Annotated in this window: 16 protein-coding genes; 7 read left to right on the top strand and 9 right to left on the bottom strand. The window is 66.2% G+C overall.

The annotated features are described in order from the left end of the window. The first annotated feature begins 2 nt into the window (after positions 1–2). Entirely contained in the window at positions 3–845 is an 843-nt protein-coding gene (locus DCM79_RS02870) for an amidohydrolase (protein ID WP_257178545.1), read from the top strand. Positions 846–1,053: 208 nt separating this feature from the next. Here the strand turns inward: DCM79_RS02870 and DCM79_RS02865 are convergent, their stop codons facing one another. Continuing rightward, positions 1,054–2,283 carry an ABC transporter substrate-binding protein gene (locus DCM79_RS02865; protein ID WP_257178544.1) on the bottom strand — a complete coding sequence of 410 codons (1,230 nt, stop codon included), beginning with the start codon at positions 2,281–2,283 and terminating at the stop codon, positions 1,054–1,056. A 116-nt stretch (positions 2,284–2,399) separates the two neighbouring features. Beyond that, complete coding sequence (locus DCM79_RS02860; protein ID WP_257178543.1) at positions 2,400–3,326, bottom strand: class I SAM-dependent methyltransferase; 927 nt, start codon at positions 3,324–3,326, stop codon at positions 2,400–2,402. Between the two features lie 63 nt (positions 3,327–3,389). On the opposite strand from DCM79_RS02860, the gene DCM79_RS02855 reads away from it, so the two are divergent. The 5 genes from DCM79_RS02855 (at position 3,390) to DCM79_RS02835 (ending at position 8,741) form a co-directional block, all read left to right on the top strand. Next, positions 3,390–4,427, top strand: coding sequence for a ligase-associated DNA damage response exonuclease (locus DCM79_RS02855; protein WP_257180673.1), 1,038 nt, complete (start codon positions 3,390–3,392; stop codon positions 4,425–4,427). Then, the gene (locus DCM79_RS02850; protein ID WP_257178542.1) at positions 4,424–6,085 is read left to right on the top strand and encodes an ATP-dependent DNA ligase; all 1,662 of its coding nucleotides are present in this window, start codon (positions 4,424–4,426) and stop codon (positions 6,083–6,085) included. Before DCM79_RS02855 ends, DCM79_RS02850 begins: the two co-directional genes overlap by 4 nt. A 268-nt stretch (positions 6,086–6,353) precedes the next feature. Beyond that, positions 6,354–6,659: a DUF6460 domain-containing protein gene (locus tag DCM79_RS02845; protein WP_257178541.1), complete on the top strand. Its 306-nt coding sequence runs from the start codon at positions 6,354–6,356 to the stop codon at positions 6,657–6,659. 18 nt (positions 6,660–6,677) lie between these two features. Continuing rightward, entirely contained in the window at positions 6,678–7,412 is a 735-nt protein-coding gene (locus DCM79_RS02840; protein WP_257178540.1) for an MBL fold metallo-hydrolase, read from the top strand. 3 nt (positions 7,413–7,415) lie between these two features. Continuing rightward, positions 7,416–8,741 carry an MATE family efflux transporter gene (locus DCM79_RS02835; protein WP_257180672.1) on the top strand — a complete coding sequence of 442 codons (1,326 nt, stop codon included), beginning with the start codon at positions 7,416–7,418 and terminating at the stop codon, positions 8,739–8,741. 149 nt (positions 8,742–8,890) lie between these two features. Here DCM79_RS02835 and DCM79_RS02830 read toward each other — a convergent pair whose 3' ends face one another. Both DCM79_RS02830 and DCM79_RS02825 read right to left on the bottom strand, forming a co-directional pair. Continuing rightward, the gene (locus tag DCM79_RS02830) at positions 8,891–9,988 is read right to left on the bottom strand and encodes a quinone-dependent dihydroorotate dehydrogenase (RefSeq protein ID WP_257178539.1); all 1,098 of its coding nucleotides are present in this window, start codon (positions 9,986–9,988) and stop codon (positions 8,891–8,893) included. Continuing rightward, positions 9,985–10,329: a DUF952 domain-containing protein gene (locus DCM79_RS02825; protein ID WP_028138933.1), complete on the bottom strand. Its 345-nt coding sequence runs from the start codon at positions 10,327–10,329 to the stop codon at positions 9,985–9,987. The genes DCM79_RS02830 and DCM79_RS02825 overlap by 4 nt, the downstream gene beginning before the upstream one ends. A gap of 213 nt (positions 10,330–10,542) precedes the next feature. Here DCM79_RS02825 and DCM79_RS02820 point away from each other — a divergent pair, with 213 nt between their 5' ends. Beyond that, positions 10,543–11,196 carry a helix-turn-helix transcriptional regulator gene (locus DCM79_RS02820; protein ID WP_257178538.1) on the top strand — a complete coding sequence of 218 codons (654 nt, stop codon included), beginning with the start codon at positions 10,543–10,545 and terminating at the stop codon, positions 11,194–11,196. Between the two features lie 139 nt (positions 11,197–11,335). Here the strand turns inward: DCM79_RS02820 and DCM79_RS02815 are convergent, their stop codons facing one another. From DCM79_RS02815 to DCM79_RS02795, 5 genes are all read right to left on the bottom strand, one after another. After that, entirely contained in the window at positions 11,336–12,979 is a 1,644-nt protein-coding gene (locus DCM79_RS02815; RefSeq protein ID WP_257178537.1) for a lysine--tRNA ligase, read from the bottom strand. Positions 12,980–13,177: 198 nt separating this feature from the next. Then, positions 13,178–14,113, bottom strand: coding sequence for a transporter substrate-binding domain-containing protein (locus DCM79_RS02810; protein ID WP_257178536.1), 936 nt, complete (start codon positions 14,111–14,113; stop codon positions 13,178–13,180). A gap of 239 nt (positions 14,114–14,352) precedes the next feature. After that, positions 14,353–14,943 carry an SCO family protein gene (locus DCM79_RS02805; protein ID WP_257178535.1) on the bottom strand — a complete coding sequence of 197 codons (591 nt, stop codon included), beginning with the start codon at positions 14,941–14,943 and terminating at the stop codon, positions 14,353–14,355. Positions 14,944–14,967: 24 nt separating this feature from the next. Beyond that, positions 14,968–15,162: a hypothetical protein gene (locus DCM79_RS02800; RefSeq protein ID WP_257178534.1), complete on the bottom strand. Its 195-nt coding sequence runs from the start codon at positions 15,160–15,162 to the stop codon at positions 14,968–14,970. A gap of 110 nt (positions 15,163–15,272) precedes the next feature. Next, on the bottom strand, positions 15,273–15,791 hold the full coding sequence (locus DCM79_RS02795) for a hypothetical protein (RefSeq protein ID WP_028138924.1): 519 nt from the start codon (positions 15,789–15,791) through the stop codon (positions 15,273–15,275). Positions 15,792–15,893 lie beyond the last annotated feature (102 nt).

Here is a 15,893-nt window from a genome sequence, read left to right as displayed (position 1 = left end):
GCATGATCATCGATGCCCACCAGCATTTCTGGGATCCGGCGCGCGCCGACTATCCCTGGATGGCGGCGGACGAGCTCGCGCCGATCCGCCGCGCGTTCGGCCCGGCTGATCTGGCGCCATTGCTGAAGGCGAACGGCATCGATGCCAGCATCGTGGTGCAATGCCGCTCCTCGCTCGAGGAGACCGAGGAATTCTTAGCGATCGCCCATGCGACGCCGTCGGTGATCGGCGTCGTCGGCTGGGCCGACCTGACCGACGGGGCGCTCAGCGATACGCTCGCCCGGCAGCGCGGCTTGCCGGGCGGAGACAAGCTGGTCGGCATCCGCCACCAGGTGCACGATGAAGCCGATCCCGATTGGCTGCTGCGCGAAGACGTCCAGCGCGGACTCACGGCATTGTTCGCGCATGATCTTGCCTACGATTTCCTCGTCCGCACCCGCGAGCTGCCCGCCGCGATCGCAACCGCGCAGGCTTTTCCGCAAGCGCGTTTCGTGCTCGACCACGCGGCCAAGCCGCCGATCGCCGACGGCGGCAGCGCCGAATGGTCGGGCCACATCAAGGCGCTCGGGACCTGCGGCAATGTCTGGTGCAAGATCTCGGGCCTTGCGACCGAGGCAGTTTGGAACGACTGGGATGCGGAGCGCCTGCTTCCGTTCGTGGCGCACGCCGCAAGCTGTTTCGGCGAGGACAGGCTGATCTTCGGCTCGGACTGGCCGGTGTGCCTGCTTGCGGGAAGCTACGGCGAGATCAAGGACGCGCTGGAAGCCTGCCTGGCGAAACTTGGTCCGCAGGTGCGGGACAAGGCTTTCGGCGTGAATGCCAAGGCTGCGTATAAGTTGGGCTAATTGCAATGTATGCGGCGCTTTTACCCTCTCCCCTTGTGGGAGAGGGTGGCTCGCCGCGCAGCGGCGAGACGGGTGAGGGGTGTCTCTCCGCGAGTCACCCTTCACATGTGAGTTTGCTGAAGCACCCCTCATCCGGCGCGCTTCGCGCGCCACCTTCTCCCACAAGGGGAGAAGGGAAGAGCGTCGTCGCTCGCCTCGCGCCCAAGCCCTACTCCGACATCGGCTTGTCGGAGATGTCCCAGTCCTTGCCGGTGAAGGTGGAGATGAAGAGCGTCTTCATCGGTGTGTAATCCTCCGGCGTGTAGCTGTAGGTGACGCCGTCGAGGAAGTAGGGCGAGTGGAAGCCCTTGAGGTTCGAGGCCTGCTTCAGCACGTTGGCGCGGGTGAGCTCGTCGCCGCAGCGGCGCAGGATCTCGCCCATGGTCACGGCCTGGCCGTAGCCGGCAAAGGCGATGGTGTTGTCGGGGTCAATGGCCGGAGTGTATTTCTTGCGCAATTCCTCGAACGCCATCACGTCGGGATCCTTCTCCCATTTCGGCAGGCCGACCTCCTTGTTGTAGCGGATGGCGACGATGCCGGTGGCGTTCTCGAGGCCCGCCGCGCTGAGGATCGAGCGCCCGGTCGAGCCGGCCGACAACAGCTGCAGCGGCTTCCAGCCGAGCTCGGCGACTTTGCGGATCGACTGTGACGAGGCCTTGCCGGTGGAGATGTTGTAGAAGACGTCGGCGCCCGACTTCGACAGGTTGATGAGCTGGGAATCGACGGTCGGTTCAGTGAGATCGTAAGTCTGCTCCATGATCACTTGCGCGGTGCCGCCGGCATCCGCCAGCACCTTCTTGAAGGGACCGAGGAAGTCGCGGCCGAAATCGTCGTTCTGGTAGAGGATGCCGATCTTGGCGTTCGGCTTCACGGCAACGACGTGCCGCGCGAGGATGCGCGCCTCGGTCGGATACAGCGGCAAGCCCGCCATCGTCCATTTGAACTCTTTCGGATTGTTCCACTTCGACGCGCCGGTGTTGAGCAGCAGCTGCGGCACGCCCTTGGAGTTCAGGTATTTGTGCACGGCGGTCTGCGGCGCGGTGCCGAGCGAGCCGTACAGCGCGAGCACCTCCTCCTGCTCGACCAGGCGCCGCGTCGCCTCGACGCATTTCGGCGCGCTGTAGGCATCGTCCATGGTGAGAAACTTGATCTTGCGCCCGTTGATGCCGCCCTTCTCGTTCAGCATCTGGAAATAGGCTTCGCCGATGCGCCCGAGCACGCCGTAGAGCGAGCCGGGGCCGGAATGCGGCACGGTCTGTCCGATCTTGATCTCGGTGTCGCTGGCGCCCGCATCGTATTTCTTCTCCGCGGCCCAGACGTAGGGCGCGGGCAAGGTGGATGCGGCGATGGTGGCAAGCGCGGCGGCGTTGAATTCGCGCCGCGATGGATTCTTCTTCATTGCTTGTTTCTCCCTGGTGCGCGCATTGTGCTGGCAACGCAGCACGGCTCGCAAGTGGGAAGTCGCTTCTTTGCGACGCAATGACGCTTAAATCGCGTGGCGCCCAGCGCCTAGACTCAAGTTTTCTCGGCGACGACGACGAGACCGCGCACCGGCTCGTTGTTCTCGTTGCGCGGCGAGGCCGGCTCCAGCGTCAGCAGCTTCAGGCCCGCCTTGGCGATGGCGCCGCGGACATATTCCGCCGGATGGGCATAGCGCAGGCCCTCGCCGAGAACGATGCCGCTGCCGTCATGCGTTTCCAGCGTGAAGGCGAGCACGCCGCCTGATGCGAGCACGCGGCTCGCTTCGTCGAGCACCGGCGCGAGATCGGCGAGATAGACGAACGCATCCGCTGCGACGATGAGGTTCGCGCTCGCGTCATGCTTGGTGCGCAAACCCTCGATCATGTCGGCGACTTCGAGCTCGGCATAGAGGTTGGTAGCGCGCGCCTGCTTGATCATGCCGGGCGACAGATCGATGCCGATGAAATGATCGACCTGCTTGGCGAAGGCGGCGGCCGCAAGGCCGGTGCCGCAGCCGAGATCGATGGTGCGCTTGAAGTAGGCCGGCTTCTTCGCGGCAACGCGCGCGGCCAGCACCGCCTTGAAGATCAAGCTGGGCGCGCGGTAGCCGAGATCGTTGATCAGCGCGTGCTCGAAGCGCGGGGCGTACTGGTCGAACAGCGCCTGCACATAGGCCTTCGGCATCTCCGCCATCTCGGCATCGCCGAGCCGCATCAGGTGCAGCCCGGCGCCGTGCTGGTCGCCGGGGTCGCACCTCCGCGCTTCTCGAAACGCCGCGATCGCCTGGTCGCGCTCGCCGAGCTGCTGCCGGATTTCGCCCAGCGTGAACCAGGCCGAGGTGAAGTCGGGCGCCAGCTCGATCGCCTGCTCCAGCAGATCGGCGGCCGCGGGCAGATCGCCCTTGAGCTGGAGGTCGCGCGCGAACTCGAAGCGGCGGTCGGCCATGAGATCGCCGGAAGTCAGGAACAGGCGGAGGGGCATGGGAACCAGGAAGTGTAGGGCGGAATGACTCGAAGCGACGGTAACGCGGCCTATATATCAGGCATGCGACCTCAAGACATCCTGTTGCCAGCTGTTGCCGGCCTGTGCTGCAAGCCCGGCGGTTTCCATATCGACCCCGTCCGCCCGGTCGAGCGGGCCGTGATCACCCACGGCCATTCCGACCATGCCCGCGCCGGCCATGGCGCGGTGCTGGCGACGCAGGAAACGCTCGACATGATGCGGCTGCGCTATGGCGAGAATTTTGCCGGCTCGACCCAGGCGATCGGCTATGGCGAGGAGATCCGGCTCGGCGATGTCCGCGTGAAATTCCACCCGGCCGGCCACGTGCTCGGCTCCGCGCAGATCGCGGTGACGTGCAAGGACACCTGCATCGTGGCATCCGGCGACTACAAGGACGCGCCGGACCCGACCTGCACGCCGTTCGAGCTGGTGCCCTGCGACGTCTTCATCACCGAGGCGACGTTCGGGCTGCCGGTGTTCCGGCATGGCGATGCGGGCGACGAAGTGAAGAAGCTGCTGGCTTCCGTCGCGCTGTTTCCCGAGCGCGCGCATCTCGTCGGCGCCTATTCGCTCGGCAAGGCGCAGCGCGTGATCAAGCTGCTGCGGCAGGCCGGTTACGATGCCCCGATCTACCTGCATGGCGCCATGGAGACCATCACCGAATATTATCAGAGCCGCGGCATCGAGCTCGGCGAGCTCAGGCCGGCGAAGGGTGTGAAGAAGGCGGCGCTGGCCGGCACCATCACGCTGGCTCCGCCCTCGGCGACGTCAGATCTGTGGACGCGGCGCTTTCCCGATCCGGTCACCGCGTTCGCCTCGGGCTGGATGCGGGTGCGCGCCCGGGCGCGGCAGCGTGGCGTCGAGCTGCCGCTGGTGATCTCCGATCATGCCGATTGGGACGGCCTCACCGCCACGATCGGCGCAACCGGCGCCGGCGAGATCTGGGTCACCCACGGCCAGGAAGATGCGCTGGTGCATTGGTGCCGAAGCAAGGGCCTGAAAGCGCAGCCGCTCGATCTCGTCGGCTATGGCGACGAGGAGGAGAGCGAGACGCCGGTCACGGGTGAGACTGAGGCATGAACCGCTTCGCCGAGCTCCTGGACCGTCTCGCCTACGAACCTGGCCGCAACAACAAGCTGCGGCTGATCACCGGCTATTTCCGCGAGGTCGGCGATCCCGACCGCGGCTATGCGCTGGCCGCGCTCACCGGCGCGCTCAGCTTCAAGCACGCCAAGCCTGCCCTGATCCGCGACCTCATTGCGGCGCGCACCGATGAGGTGCTGTTCGGGCTGAGCTACGATTACGTCGGCGATCTCTCCGAGACGGTGGCGCTGATGTGGCCGAAGGCGGCGTTCGCTGCCCACAACAACCCGCCGCCACCGAGTCTCACCGAGGTCGTCACCACGCTGCGCACGCTCGGCAAGACCGAGCTGCCGAAGCAGCTCGAGCGCTGGCTCGACGAGCTGGACGAGACCGGCCGCTGGGCCCTGTTGAAGCTCGTCACCGGCAGCTTGCGGATCGGCATCTCGGCGCGCCTTGCCAAGACTGCGGTGGCCGCGCTCGGCGAGAAGGATCCGCATGAGGTCGAGCTGATCTGGCCGGGCCTCGCACCGCCTTATCTCGACCTGTTCGCCTGGCTGGAAGGCCGCGGCGACAAGCCGGTCAACCGTGATCCCGCGCCGTTCCGGCCAGTGATGCTGGCGCATGCGATCGAGGACGGCGATTTCACCGCGCTCGATCCCGCCGACTACATCGCCGAATGGAAATGGGACGGCATCCGCGTGCAGGCCGTCGCCGGCCGCGACGAGCGCGGCCACGTCACGGCGCGGCTCTATTCGCGCACCGGCGAGGACATCACGGGCAGCTTTCCGGACCTCGTGCCGTCGCTGCATTTGCCGGGTGCGATCGACGGCGAGCTGCTGATCCTGCGCCAGGGGCGCGTGCAGAGCTTCAACGTCCTACAGCAGCGGCTCAACCGCAAGGTCGTCTCGCCCAAGCTGATCAAGGAGTTTCCGATCCACCTGCGCGCCTACGACCTGCTCGGCGACGACGAGAACGATCTGCGCGAGCTGCCGTTCGCGGAGCGGCGCGAGCGGCTGGAGAGCTTCATCACGAAGCTCGGCGATCCCCGCATCGACCTGTCGCCCACCGTGCCTTTCGCAAGCTGGGACGCATTGACCGCCGCGCGTGCCGATCCCGCGAGCGCCGGCGCCGGAGAAGATGCCGACGCCGTCGAAGGCGTGATGCTGAAGCGGCGCGATGCGCCCTATCTGCCGGGACGGCCGAAGGGCCAATGGTGGAAGTGGAAGCGCGATCCGCACATCATCGACGCCGTGCTGATGTATGCGCAGCGCGGTCACGGCAAACGCTCGTCCTATTATTCCGACTACACCTTCGGCGTCTGGACCGCGGGCGAGGGCGGCGACGAACTGGTGCCGGTCGGCAAAGCCTATTTCGGCTTCACCGATGAGGAGCTGTTGCAGATCGACCGCTTCGTTCGCCGCAACACCACGGAGAAGTTCGGTCCCGTGCGCCATGTCGTGCACGAGGGCGACAAGGGGCTGGTGCTGGAGGTGGCGTTCGAGGGCTTGCAGCGTTCGCCGCGGCACAAATCCGGCGTCGCCATGCGCTTCCCCCGCATCAGCCGCCTGCGCTGGGACAAGCCGCCGCGCGAGGCCGACCGGCTGGAGACGTTGGAGCGGATGCTGAAGGCGGAGGCGGCGGAGATCGAGGTGTGAACTGTTGCCACGACGGCAGTGCGCTCCCTCTCCCGCGTGCGGGAGAGGGGTGGGGAGAGGGCTGTCTCCGCATTGGGTATCCCCCAGAGGAGAGAGCCCTCACCCGCGCCTTCGGCGCGACCTCTCCCGCAAGCGGGAGAGGTTGGCAACCCGCGGCACGCGTCTGCCCGAATTAAACTCCGGTAACCCGATTGACGCGCCGATCCGGGTTCCCCATGTGCCTCGCCGTGCCCTATAATGGGGTCGAATCCTTCTCGAGGAGTTTGCGATGGTCCAAGACGTCAGAGATTTGCCGGCCGGCCGCAGCGATGGGCTGAACCGCTTTCTCGGCGGCTCGCCGCTGGCGGTCGCGTTCCGGCTGGTCCTGCTCTCGATCCTGGTCGGCGTCGTGCTGGCCGCGATCGGATTTGATCCCTGGAACATCATCACCAGCATCCGCCTCCTGTTCCAGCGTCTGTGGGATCTCGGCTTCGATACCATCAACTGGCTGTGGCGCTATTTCCTGCTCGGCGCGGTGATCGTGATCCCGATCTGGCTGCTCTCGCGCGTGTTCGGCGCGCCGCACGGCCGGTAGGCTGGGAGTCCGCAGCCGATGCAACTGCGTTTCGTCGGCTGCGGCGACGCCTTCGGCTCCGGCGGCAGGCTCAACACCTGCTTCCATGTCTCGGGGCGCGAGGCCAACTTCCTGATCGATTGCGGCGCGTCGGCCTTGCCGGCGCTGAAGCGGCTCGAGATCGCGTGCGACGAGATCGATCTGATCCTGATCACGCATTTCCACGGCGACCATTTTGCCGGGCTGCCGTTCCTGCTGCTCGACGCCCAATTCTCGCGGAGGGTGCGACCGCTGACGATCGCGGGCCCGCAAGGCATCGAGAGGCGGCTGCGTGAGGTGATGGAGGCGCTGTTCGAGCACTCCTCGAAGACGAAACAGCGCTTCGAGCTCGATGTTACCGAGCTCGCGCCCGGGCAAAGACGAACGTTCGGCGCCGTGACGGTGACGCCCTATCCCGTCGTGCACGGCGAATCCGGTGGTCCTTTCCTCGCCTACCGTGTCGAGGCCGAAGGCCGCACGTTCGCCTACAGCGCCGACACCGAATGGACGGAGACGCTCATTCCGCTGGCGCATGGCGCGGATCTTTTCATTGCCGAGGCCTACATGTACGCGAAGGTGGTCAAGAACCATCTCAGCCTGAAGACCTTGGAACAGCATCTGCCCGCGATCGGCGCCAAACGGCTCGTCCTCACCCATATGAGCGACGACATGCTGTCGCGCCTGGGCGAGGTCGAGCATCTCGCCGCCGAAGACGGCATGGTGCTCGTGTTCTGAATGATGCACGCACCGGTCCATCACCGCGTCGGCAGCCGGCAGGTCTTCGCTATCGCGGGACCCGCGATGGTCGCGAACCTCACCACGCCGCTGATCGGGGTGGTCTCGACCACCGCGATCGGACGGCTCGACGATGCCGCGCTGCTCGGCGGCGTCGCGATGGCCTCCGTGATCTTCGACTGCCTGTTCTGGCTGTTCGGCTTCCTGCGCATGAGCACCCTCGCCTTCACCGCGCAGGCGCTCGGCGCCGGCGAGACGCGCGAGCAGACCGTGATCCTGATGCGCGGCTTCATCGTCGCCGGCCTGATCGGCGCGGCGCTGATCGTGCTGCAGCTGCCGCTGGCGAGCCTACTGTTCGACCTGATGGGCGGCAGCGATGGCGTGACGCGCGCCGCCAAGACCTACTTCATGATCAGGATCTGGTCCTCGCCTTTCGCCTTCGCCAATTACGTCATCCTTGGTTGGCTGGTGGGACAGGCCCGTGCCAATCCGGCTCTTGCGCTCCAGGTCGTCATCAACCTCGTCAACATGGTGGCAACTATCCTGCTGGTGCTGGTCTACGACACCGGCATCGCCGGCGCGGCGATCGCCGCGCTCGTGTCGGAGACGATCGGCTTCATGCTCGGCGTAATCGTGTGCAGGCGCCATGCGGTCGGCGGTTTTACGGTGCCTCGCGCAACGCTGTTCGATCGCGCCAAGCTGATGCGCCTCCTGGCAGTGAACACCGACATTCTGATCCGCACCGCGGCGCTGATCGCGGTGTTCTTGTTCTTCACCGCCAAGGGCGCGCGTGCCGGCGACGTCACGCTGGCGGCGAACTCCGTGCTCAACAATTTCCTCCTGGTCAGCGCCTTCTTTCTCGACGGCCTTGCCAACGCGGCCCAGCAGCTCTGCGGCCGCGCCTTTGGCGGCCGCGACGCCAAGGGATTTGCGGATTCGACCAGGCTGGTGCTGACGTGGGGGCTCGGCTTCGCAATCGCCGTCGCCGTGCTGTTCGCGGCGTTCGGAACCGATATCATCAACGTCATGACTGCGAGCGAGGAGGTTCGCCGCGCCGCGCGCGAGTTCCTGCCGTTCATCGTGCTCGCTCCGATCCCCGGCGTGTTCGCCTTCGGCTTCGACGGCATCTATGTCGGCGCGACCTGGGCGCGGGAGATGCGCAATCTGATGCTGGCCTCGCTCGCGATCTTCTTCGCGGTCTGGCTGGCGCTGCAAGCATTCGGCAATGCCGGGCTGTGGAGCGCGCTGATCGCGTTCTACGTCGCGCGGGGCGGCTTGCAGGGGGCGAGATATCCGGCGCTGTATCGGGCGACGTTTGCCAAATCATAGCGTCCGTGTCCCGGACGCGCTGCAGCGTGAAACGCTGCTGCGTAGAGCCGGGACCCATCTCTGCCCGAAGTCGCTGCCATATGGGCCCCGGCTCTGCAGTGCACCACGCCGAAGACGGCGTGCTGCTGCGTCCGGGGCAGGCGACTGCCTTACAACCCCGGCCAGTCTTCCGCCGTGAGCGTCGCGGCATCCGCTCCGACGATCTCGGATAAGGAATCCCGCCCGGTGCGGAGCAGCGTCGAGGTGAGGTCGCGCTTGATCTCGTCGACGAGGCCGAGGCCCTTGTAGACCAGCGACGAATAGAGCTGGATCAGGCTGGCGCCGGCGCGGATCTTGGTCAAGGCGGCGCCGCCGGAATCCACGCCGCCGACGCCGATCAGGGGGAACGCGCCCTCGACGCGCACATAGGTCTCCGCAACCATCCGCGTCGACAGGCGGAACAGCGGCCGGCCCGACAGGCCGCCTTGCTCCTTGGCCCGCGTCTCCTCCCGCAGCGTGCTCGGCCGGGAGATCGTCGTGTTCGACACGACCATGCCGTCGACCCGGCGCGAGCGCGCGACCTGCACGACGTCGTCGAGCTGGGCGAGGCTGAGATCCGGCGCGATCTTGAGCAGCACCGGCGTGTCGCCGGCCTTCTGCCTGACACGCTCGCGCGCGTCGATCACCCGCGCGAGGAGATCGTCGAGCAGCGCGCCTTCCTGCAGATTGCGCAGGCCCGGCGTGTTCGGCGAGGAAACGTTGACGGTGAAGTAGCTCGCGACCGGCGCAAAGGTCTCGATCAGCTTGACGTAATCGGCGACGCGATCGACTGAATCCTTATTGGCGCCGACATTGACGCCGACGATGCCGCCGTGCTGCGCCCGCGCGGCGAGCCGGCGCAAGGCGACGTCCGCGCCGTCATTGTTGAAGCCCATGCGGTTGATGATGGCCTCGTCGCGCTCGAGCCGGAACAGCCGCGGCCGCGGATTGCCCGCTTGCGGCTTCGGCGTCACCGAGCCGATCTCGACGAAGCCGAAGCCGAGCCGCAGCAGCGCGTCCGGCACCTCCGCGCTCTTGTCGAAGCCGGCGGCCATGCCGATCGGATTGGGAAAGTTGAGCCCGAAGGCACGCATCGCGAGCTTGGGGTCGTCGGCGCGCGGCTTGACCGGCGGCAGGAAGCGCAGGCCCTGGATCGCCAGGCGATGCGCGTCTTCCGGATCGAGCCAGCGCAGCACCGGCAGGGAAAAGGCGTCGAAAGCGCGGATCACGGGGCAAGCTCCGGAACGTCGTGGCCGCCGTCGGAGCGGATGTTGAGGTTCATCACCGTGATCACGGCGCCGAGATCGAGCTCGCCATAGAGATGCGGAAACAGCTCGTCATTGCGCGAGCGCTCCCAGCGCAGTTCGCCGCCGAGCGCGTCGCCGTCGACCTCCACCAGGAACAGCGCGCGCTGCCCGAAATAGTGCTTGCGCAGGGTCTCGGGAACCTGATCGGCGGTCGAGAAATGGATGAATCCGTCGCGCGCATCGTCGGCGCTGCCCCGGTAGACACCCTGCCGTTCCGCCTCACGCCAGGCCGAGGCCGGACAGATTTTGTAGATCTTGACCACCGCTTGCGCAGCCCTGTTTGCTCTTTGAGTCTTTTGGGTTTTTTCGTCTCGTGCGGGTCTGCAAGAACCCCGGCGCGACCGTAAAGGCCACCCCTGCCGAACTCAAGACCTCAAGCCTTTCCGGTCCGGTGAAATCGCCGCCACTTGCGCGAAAAGCGGAAAACCGGTTGATTTGAGGACAGTTTTCCTGAGTTGCGACGGGCTGGACCTTGCATGGTCAGGCAGGCCAAAGCGCAGAGGATACTCACTCACGACCAGATCTGGATCGCGCTGGATCGGCTGGCGGCGCGCGCCGGTCTGTCGCCGTCCGGCCTCGCCAAGCGCGCCGGGCTCGATCCCACCACCTTCAACAGGTCCAAGCGCGTCACCTCGGACGGCCGCGAGCGCTGGCCCTCGACCGAATCGATCGCCAAGGCGTTGGCGGCGGCAGACGCTTCGTTCGACAGCTTTGCGCGGCTGGTCGACGATGACGCGGGCGACGGCCGCTCGGTACCGCTGCTTCGTTTCGCGCTGGCCGGCGGGAGCGGCGCCTTCGACGAGTCCGGCCTTCCCGCTGGCAAGGGCTGGACCGAAACTGCACTTCCGGCCACCGGGGACAGCCACGGCTTTGCGCTGGAGATCTCCGGCGATGAGCTTGCCCCCGTTTACCGCCACGGCGACATCGTCCTGGTCTCGCCGGGCGCGCCGATCCGCAAGGGCGATCGCGTGGTGGTGCGAAGCAGGACGGGCGAGGTGACGATCGCAACGCTGAGGCGCCGCACCGCGAAGGCCCTGGAGCTGCAATTGCTCAACGCATCGCAAGCCGTGCGCACGATGGCGGCGGGCGAGGTGGCGTGGATCGCGCGGATCGTGTGGACGAGCCAGTGACTGCGGGACCGCGTATCGCCGCGTTCGTAGTTGCGCTTACGTCGGTACAAGGACCGCCTCTCTCCGATAGATCACGCGGTATGGGTCCCGGCGTTCGCCGGGACGACAGCCGCGTGTGGAGCGAAGGGCAACGCGTTTCTCACGCGCTCCGCGCCAGCGCGCCGTCGATCATGTTCACCGCGTTCTGCACGCCGTAGACCGCGACGAAGGAGCCGAAGCGCGGGCCCTTCTCCTGGCCGAGCAGCACCTGGTAGAGCATGTTGAACCAGTCCAGCGTGACGCCGGGACGGCCGTCCTTGCCCTTCTTGACCTGGTCGAGGAACGGTTCGCGGCGGCCGATCTCGTAGACGACGTTCTGGATGTCCTCGGCCGAGGCGTCCGCCGGAAGCTGCGACAGCGCATCGCGCAGGTCCTGCAGCGCCGCGCGCTCGGTGTCGGTCGGCACGCGGAACTGCTTCGTCGGCGCGACGAAGTCGCGGTAATAGTTGATGGCGTAGCCGACCATCGCGTCCAGCTTGGGATGCGTCTGCGGGCTCACGCCGGGACGATAGCGGCCGATGAAGCCCCACAGCGTCTCGGCATTCTCCGCGTTCGACGACGACACCAGCGTCAGCAGCAGCTGGAAGGTCACGGGCATGTCGCCCTTCGGCGGCTTGCCGTTGTGGATGTGCCAGACCGGATTGCCGAGCTGCTGCTTGCCGTCCTGCTTGGCAAAGCCGTCGATGAACTGCTGATAGTCGTCGACGTTGCGCGGAATGACGTCGAAATACAGCCGCTTGGCCGCCTTCGGCTCGCGATACATGAACAGCGACAGCGATTCCGGCGAGGCGTAGCGCAGCCACTCGTCGATGGTGAGGCCGTTGCCCTTCGACTTCGAGATCTTCTGGCCCTTCTCGTCGAGGAAGAGCTCGTAATTGAAGCCTTCCGGCGGCGTGGCGCCGAGCGCCCTGGCGATCGCGCCTGAGAGCTTCACGGAATCGATCAGGTCCTTGCCGGCCATCTCGTAGTCGACGCCGAGCGCGACCCAGCGCATCGCCCAGTCGGCCTTCCACTGGCACTTGACGTTGCCGCCGGTGACCGGCGTCTCGACCTCCTGGTTGGTATCGGGGTCGACATAGGTCACGGTGCCGGCCGCGACGTCGCGGCGGATCATCGGCACCTGCAGCACGATGCCGGTGGTCTTGCTGATAGGGAGGAACGGCGAATAGGTGGCGCGGCGGTCGGGGCCCAGCGTCGGCAGGATGATCTCCATCACCTTGTCGTAGGCGGCGAGCATCTTGAGCAGCGTCGCGTCGAAGCGGCCCGACGTGTAGTAATCGGTCGAGCTCGCGAACTCGTAGTCGAAGCCGAAATGATCGAGGAAGGCGCGCAGCCGCGCGTTGTTGTGGTGCCCGAACGAGGGGTACTCGTTGGAGAACGGATCCGGCACCCGCGTCAGCGGCTTGCCGAGATGCGCGGCCAGCATCTCCTTGTTGGGGACGTTGTCGGGCACCTTGCGGAAGCCGTCCATGTCGTCGGAGAAGGCAAGCAGGCGGGTCTTGACCTTGTCCTCGGTCAGCACGCGGAAGGCGTGCCGCACCATCGAGGTGCGCGCGACCTCGCCGAACGTGCCGATATGCGGCAGGCCGGACGGCCCGTATCCGGTCTCGAACAGCACCTCGTCCTTCGGGCTCTTCTTCAGCCGCGCGACGATGGCCTTGGCCTGCTCGAACGGCCAGGCGTTGGATTGTTCGGCGAGCGCACGCAGATCGCTCGGGCTCATGCTGGGATCGATAACGGACATCAAGAAGGGCCTCCGGGCCGCGGAAAATAGCGATTTCCCGCCAGAATGCAAAAGTTGCGGGGCGAACAGCCACCTCCGCCGTCATTGCGAGAATCGTAGGGTGGGCAAAGCGAAGCGTGCCCACCGTTCATAAGACGTGGGCACGGCGCTTGCGCGCCTTTGCCCACCCTACGGCAGCTTGCTCGCTGCACGCAGAATCTAGAACGGGCTCACCGAGAAATAGCGCAGCCACAGATCGGTGTAGCGGCCCTTTTCCCAGACCCGGAACAGCGCCCAGTTCAGGGCTTGGCGCAGCACGTCGTTGCCCTTGCGCACGGCGATGCCGATGCCCTCACCGAAGAAGCGGCTCTCGACGAAGGGGCCGCCGGAGAAGGCGCAGCAATCGCCGGAATCGGTGCCGTTGATCCAGAACGCCAGCGAGATGGCGTCGCCGAAGATGAAATCGACCTCGCCCTTGCGCAAAGCGGCGCGCATCGCCTCGTCGCTTGGATAGGCGTGCAGCTCCGCGTCGGTGAACATGGCCTTGAGATAGGCCTCGTGCGCGGAGCCGGCGATGACGCCGACCTTCTTGCCCTCGAGATATTCGGGCCGGATTTCCGGCATCACCGCGTCCTTGCGGGAGACGAAGCGCGCCGGCACGCGGTAATAGGGATCGGTGAAGTCGACCCGGGCGCGCAGCTGCGGGCTCACCGCCATCGAGGCGATGATGGCATCGCCGCGGTTGGAGGTGAGCGCGTCGACCAGCGTCTCGAAGCGGCGCATCTGCACCGTGCAGGTGACCTTGATCTCCTCGCACAGGCTGCGGGCGAGATCGACGTTGAAGCCGGCCGGGTTGCCGTCGGCGCCGGTGTAGTTGAACGGCGGATAATCGGTCTCGGTCAGGAAGCGGATCACGGTCAGGCGCGACAGGTCCGGCCGTTCCGGCCGCCGCCGCGGGTCCCAGAACCCGGGCACGGCCTGCGGGGCGGCCTGGGGCGCGACCTGCGGCGTGGCCTGGGGTGCCGCCGGAGGCTGCTTGGCCGGAGCCTGGGCCTCGGCGGCGGGCAGGCTCGCGAGCAGGCACGCGACAGCCGCCAGCCCGGTCAGCAAGCTACGGGCAGATTTGGTCGATTTCGCCTGTTGCGATGGAGCCATCGGCCGGAAATGAACGAATTTCGTTGGGATCGGAGGGCGTTATAGACCATCCCGCCGGGAACGCGAGCGCGGAATGCGGCCAAGGTGCGCTCCCTACCCGGCTTGCGGGGGAGGGCGGGGGAGAGGGTGTCTCCACTGGGCGAGAACCCTCGAGGAGAGAGCCCTCACCCTCGCCTTCGGCGCGACCTCTCCCGCAAGCGGGAGAGGTGCAGCGGTGCGCGCCGCCCCAACGGAGGCCTTCAAAGATACTTCTTCAACTCCGCCGCCGCCTCTTCCGGCGTCCGCTTCAGATTGAACGGCGAGACGAAGCGGCCGTCGCGGTCCATCAGGTAGATCAGCGCGGTATGGTCCATGGTGTAGTCGCCGTCCTTGGTCGGGATCTTCTTGGCGTAAACCCGGTAGGAGGTGATGACCTTGGCAGTCTCGGCGGGATCGCCGGACAGGCCCTGAAGATGCGGATCGAAGCTCGACAGATAGTCCTTCAGCGCTGCCTGCGTATCGCGCTCGGGATCGACCGAGATGAAGACGGCATTGAGCTTGTCGGCATCCTTGCCCATCACGCGCAGCACTTCCGAGATCTCGAACAGCGAGGTCGGGCAGACGTCGGGGCAATGGGTGTAGCCGAAGAAGATCAGGGTCGGCTTGCCCTTGAGGCTCTTGTCGGTGACGGCCTTGCCGTTCTGGTCGGTGAGCTGGAACGGGCCGCCGATCGCAGCCGGCTGCGCCACCTTGCTGATCCCGCCCATGGCCCAGAACATGATCAGGAGCCCGACGATGAGGCTTGCGGCGAAGGCGGTCGCGATCACCAGCGGACGGGTGGCGGAGCTCATGAGCGGGAAACTTCCTGTCGGAGATCAGAAGCAGGCGGCGAAGCCGGTCCTGATCATTTCGAAGAACATCTGCGTGCCGTAGTGGAACCACAGCGCCAGCGCGCCGAGCACGAGCAATCCAAAGGTCGCCGCGCCCGCCCACAGCAGCACGGACGGCGTCCGGCCGGCAGTGGACGAATTGTCCTGTAACGGATGCGTCGGGTGCAGGGGTTGAGCCATGACAATGATCGAGGGCGAAGGCCCGGTTTCCAGGCCTTCAGATAGGCTTTGGCCCGCCCGCGGGCAAGGCGCCGCCGGCGGGCCAGAACGATCCGGTCAGGTCGAGAACGTCAGCGCAGCTGGCCGCGGGCGGATTCGATCTGGTCCGCTTGCGGAAGAGAGCGGCGCGACGGCTTGATGGTCGAGGCCTGCGCGTCCATGTAGCAGGGCTTGTACATGGCCTGGAGCTGCTTGCCCCTCAGGAACAGCATCTGCGGGGTGAGGCCGCCGCGCTGGCTGATCCAGCGCTTCACCTGCGAGGGGTACATCGCATAGAGCATCTGGGTCGCCTCGGGATTGGTGACGGCGCGCCCATTGCGGCCGAAATCCCAGGCGGCGTGGAAGCCGAGCGTCGCGCTCGAGGTCACGCAGATGCGGTCATGCGGGATGGCCCCGAGGACGATGGTACAGGCGGAAGCGCACAGGCCGTCGATGATGACGGTCTCGCCTGATTGACGCAGATCCTGGTACTTGTCGACGTAGGTTCCAATCCGGCCACCGCGGTCATCCGCGATCCGAACCACCGCGTGAGAAGCCCCCATGCCAGCGATCAGCAGAACCGCCGCAAGCAACCCCGTCAGAAACTTCATTGGCCCCCGCCCCAGTCGAATTCGAATCTGCGTGTCAGGTGGTGATGCACGGCTAGCGTCCGTCGTAACCGAGGTTTTGTCTAGGCAGGCCGGCTGGCTCAA

Origin of the sequence: Bradyrhizobium sp. WBOS07 (assembly GCF_024585165.1) — a bacterium.
Lineage (GTDB): Bacteria > Pseudomonadota > Alphaproteobacteria > Rhizobiales > Xanthobacteraceae > Bradyrhizobium > Bradyrhizobium japonicum_B.
Note: the sequence above shows the minus strand (reverse complement) of the source record. Positions and strands in the feature narration are given on the sequence as shown.

Excerpts from the sequence above, each read along its gene's own strand:
- DCM79_RS02835 (WP_257180672.1), top strand. The coding sequence starts at position 7,416 with ATGCACGCACCGGTCCATCACCGCGTCGGCAGCCGGCAGGTCTTCGCT.
- DCM79_RS02810 (WP_257178536.1), bottom strand. The coding sequence starts at position 14,113 with ATGGCTCCATCGCAACAGGCGAAATCGACCAAATCTGCCCGTAGCTTG.
- DCM79_RS02850 (WP_257178542.1), top strand. The coding sequence starts at position 4,424 with ATGAACCGCTTCGCCGAGCTCCTGGACCGTCTCGCCTACGAACCTGGC.
- DCM79_RS02800 (WP_257178534.1), bottom strand. The coding sequence starts at position 15,162 with ATGGCTCAACCCCTGCACCCGACGCATCCGTTACAGGACAATTCGTCC.
- DCM79_RS02820 (WP_257178538.1), top strand. The coding sequence starts at position 10,543 with ATGGTCAGGCAGGCCAAAGCGCAGAGGATACTCACTCACGACCAGATC.
- DCM79_RS02860 (WP_257178543.1), bottom strand. The coding sequence starts at position 3,326 with ATGCCCCTCCGCCTGTTCCTGACTTCCGGCGATCTCATGGCCGACCGC.
- DCM79_RS02845 (WP_257178541.1), top strand. The coding sequence starts at position 6,354 with ATGGTCCAAGACGTCAGAGATTTGCCGGCCGGCCGCAGCGATGGGCTG.
- DCM79_RS02865 (WP_257178544.1), bottom strand. The coding sequence starts at position 2,283 with ATGAAGAAGAATCCATCGCGGCGCGAATTCAACGCCGCCGCGCTTGCC.
- DCM79_RS02805 (WP_257178535.1), bottom strand. The coding sequence starts at position 14,943 with ATGAGCTCCGCCACCCGTCCGCTGGTGATCGCGACCGCCTTCGCCGCA.
- DCM79_RS02870 (WP_257178545.1), top strand. The coding sequence starts at position 3 with ATGATCATCGATGCCCACCAGCATTTCTGGGATCCGGCGCGCGCCGAC.
- DCM79_RS02840 (WP_257178540.1), top strand. The coding sequence starts at position 6,678 with ATGCAACTGCGTTTCGTCGGCTGCGGCGACGCCTTCGGCTCCGGCGGC.
- DCM79_RS02815 (WP_257178537.1), bottom strand. The coding sequence starts at position 12,979 with ATGTCCGTTATCGATCCCAGCATGAGCCCGAGCGATCTGCGTGCGCTC.
- DCM79_RS02855 (WP_257180673.1), top strand. The coding sequence starts at position 3,390 with ATGCGACCTCAAGACATCCTGTTGCCAGCTGTTGCCGGCCTGTGCTGC.
- DCM79_RS02795 (WP_028138924.1), bottom strand. The coding sequence starts at position 15,791 with ATGAAGTTTCTGACGGGGTTGCTTGCGGCGGTTCTGCTGATCGCTGGC.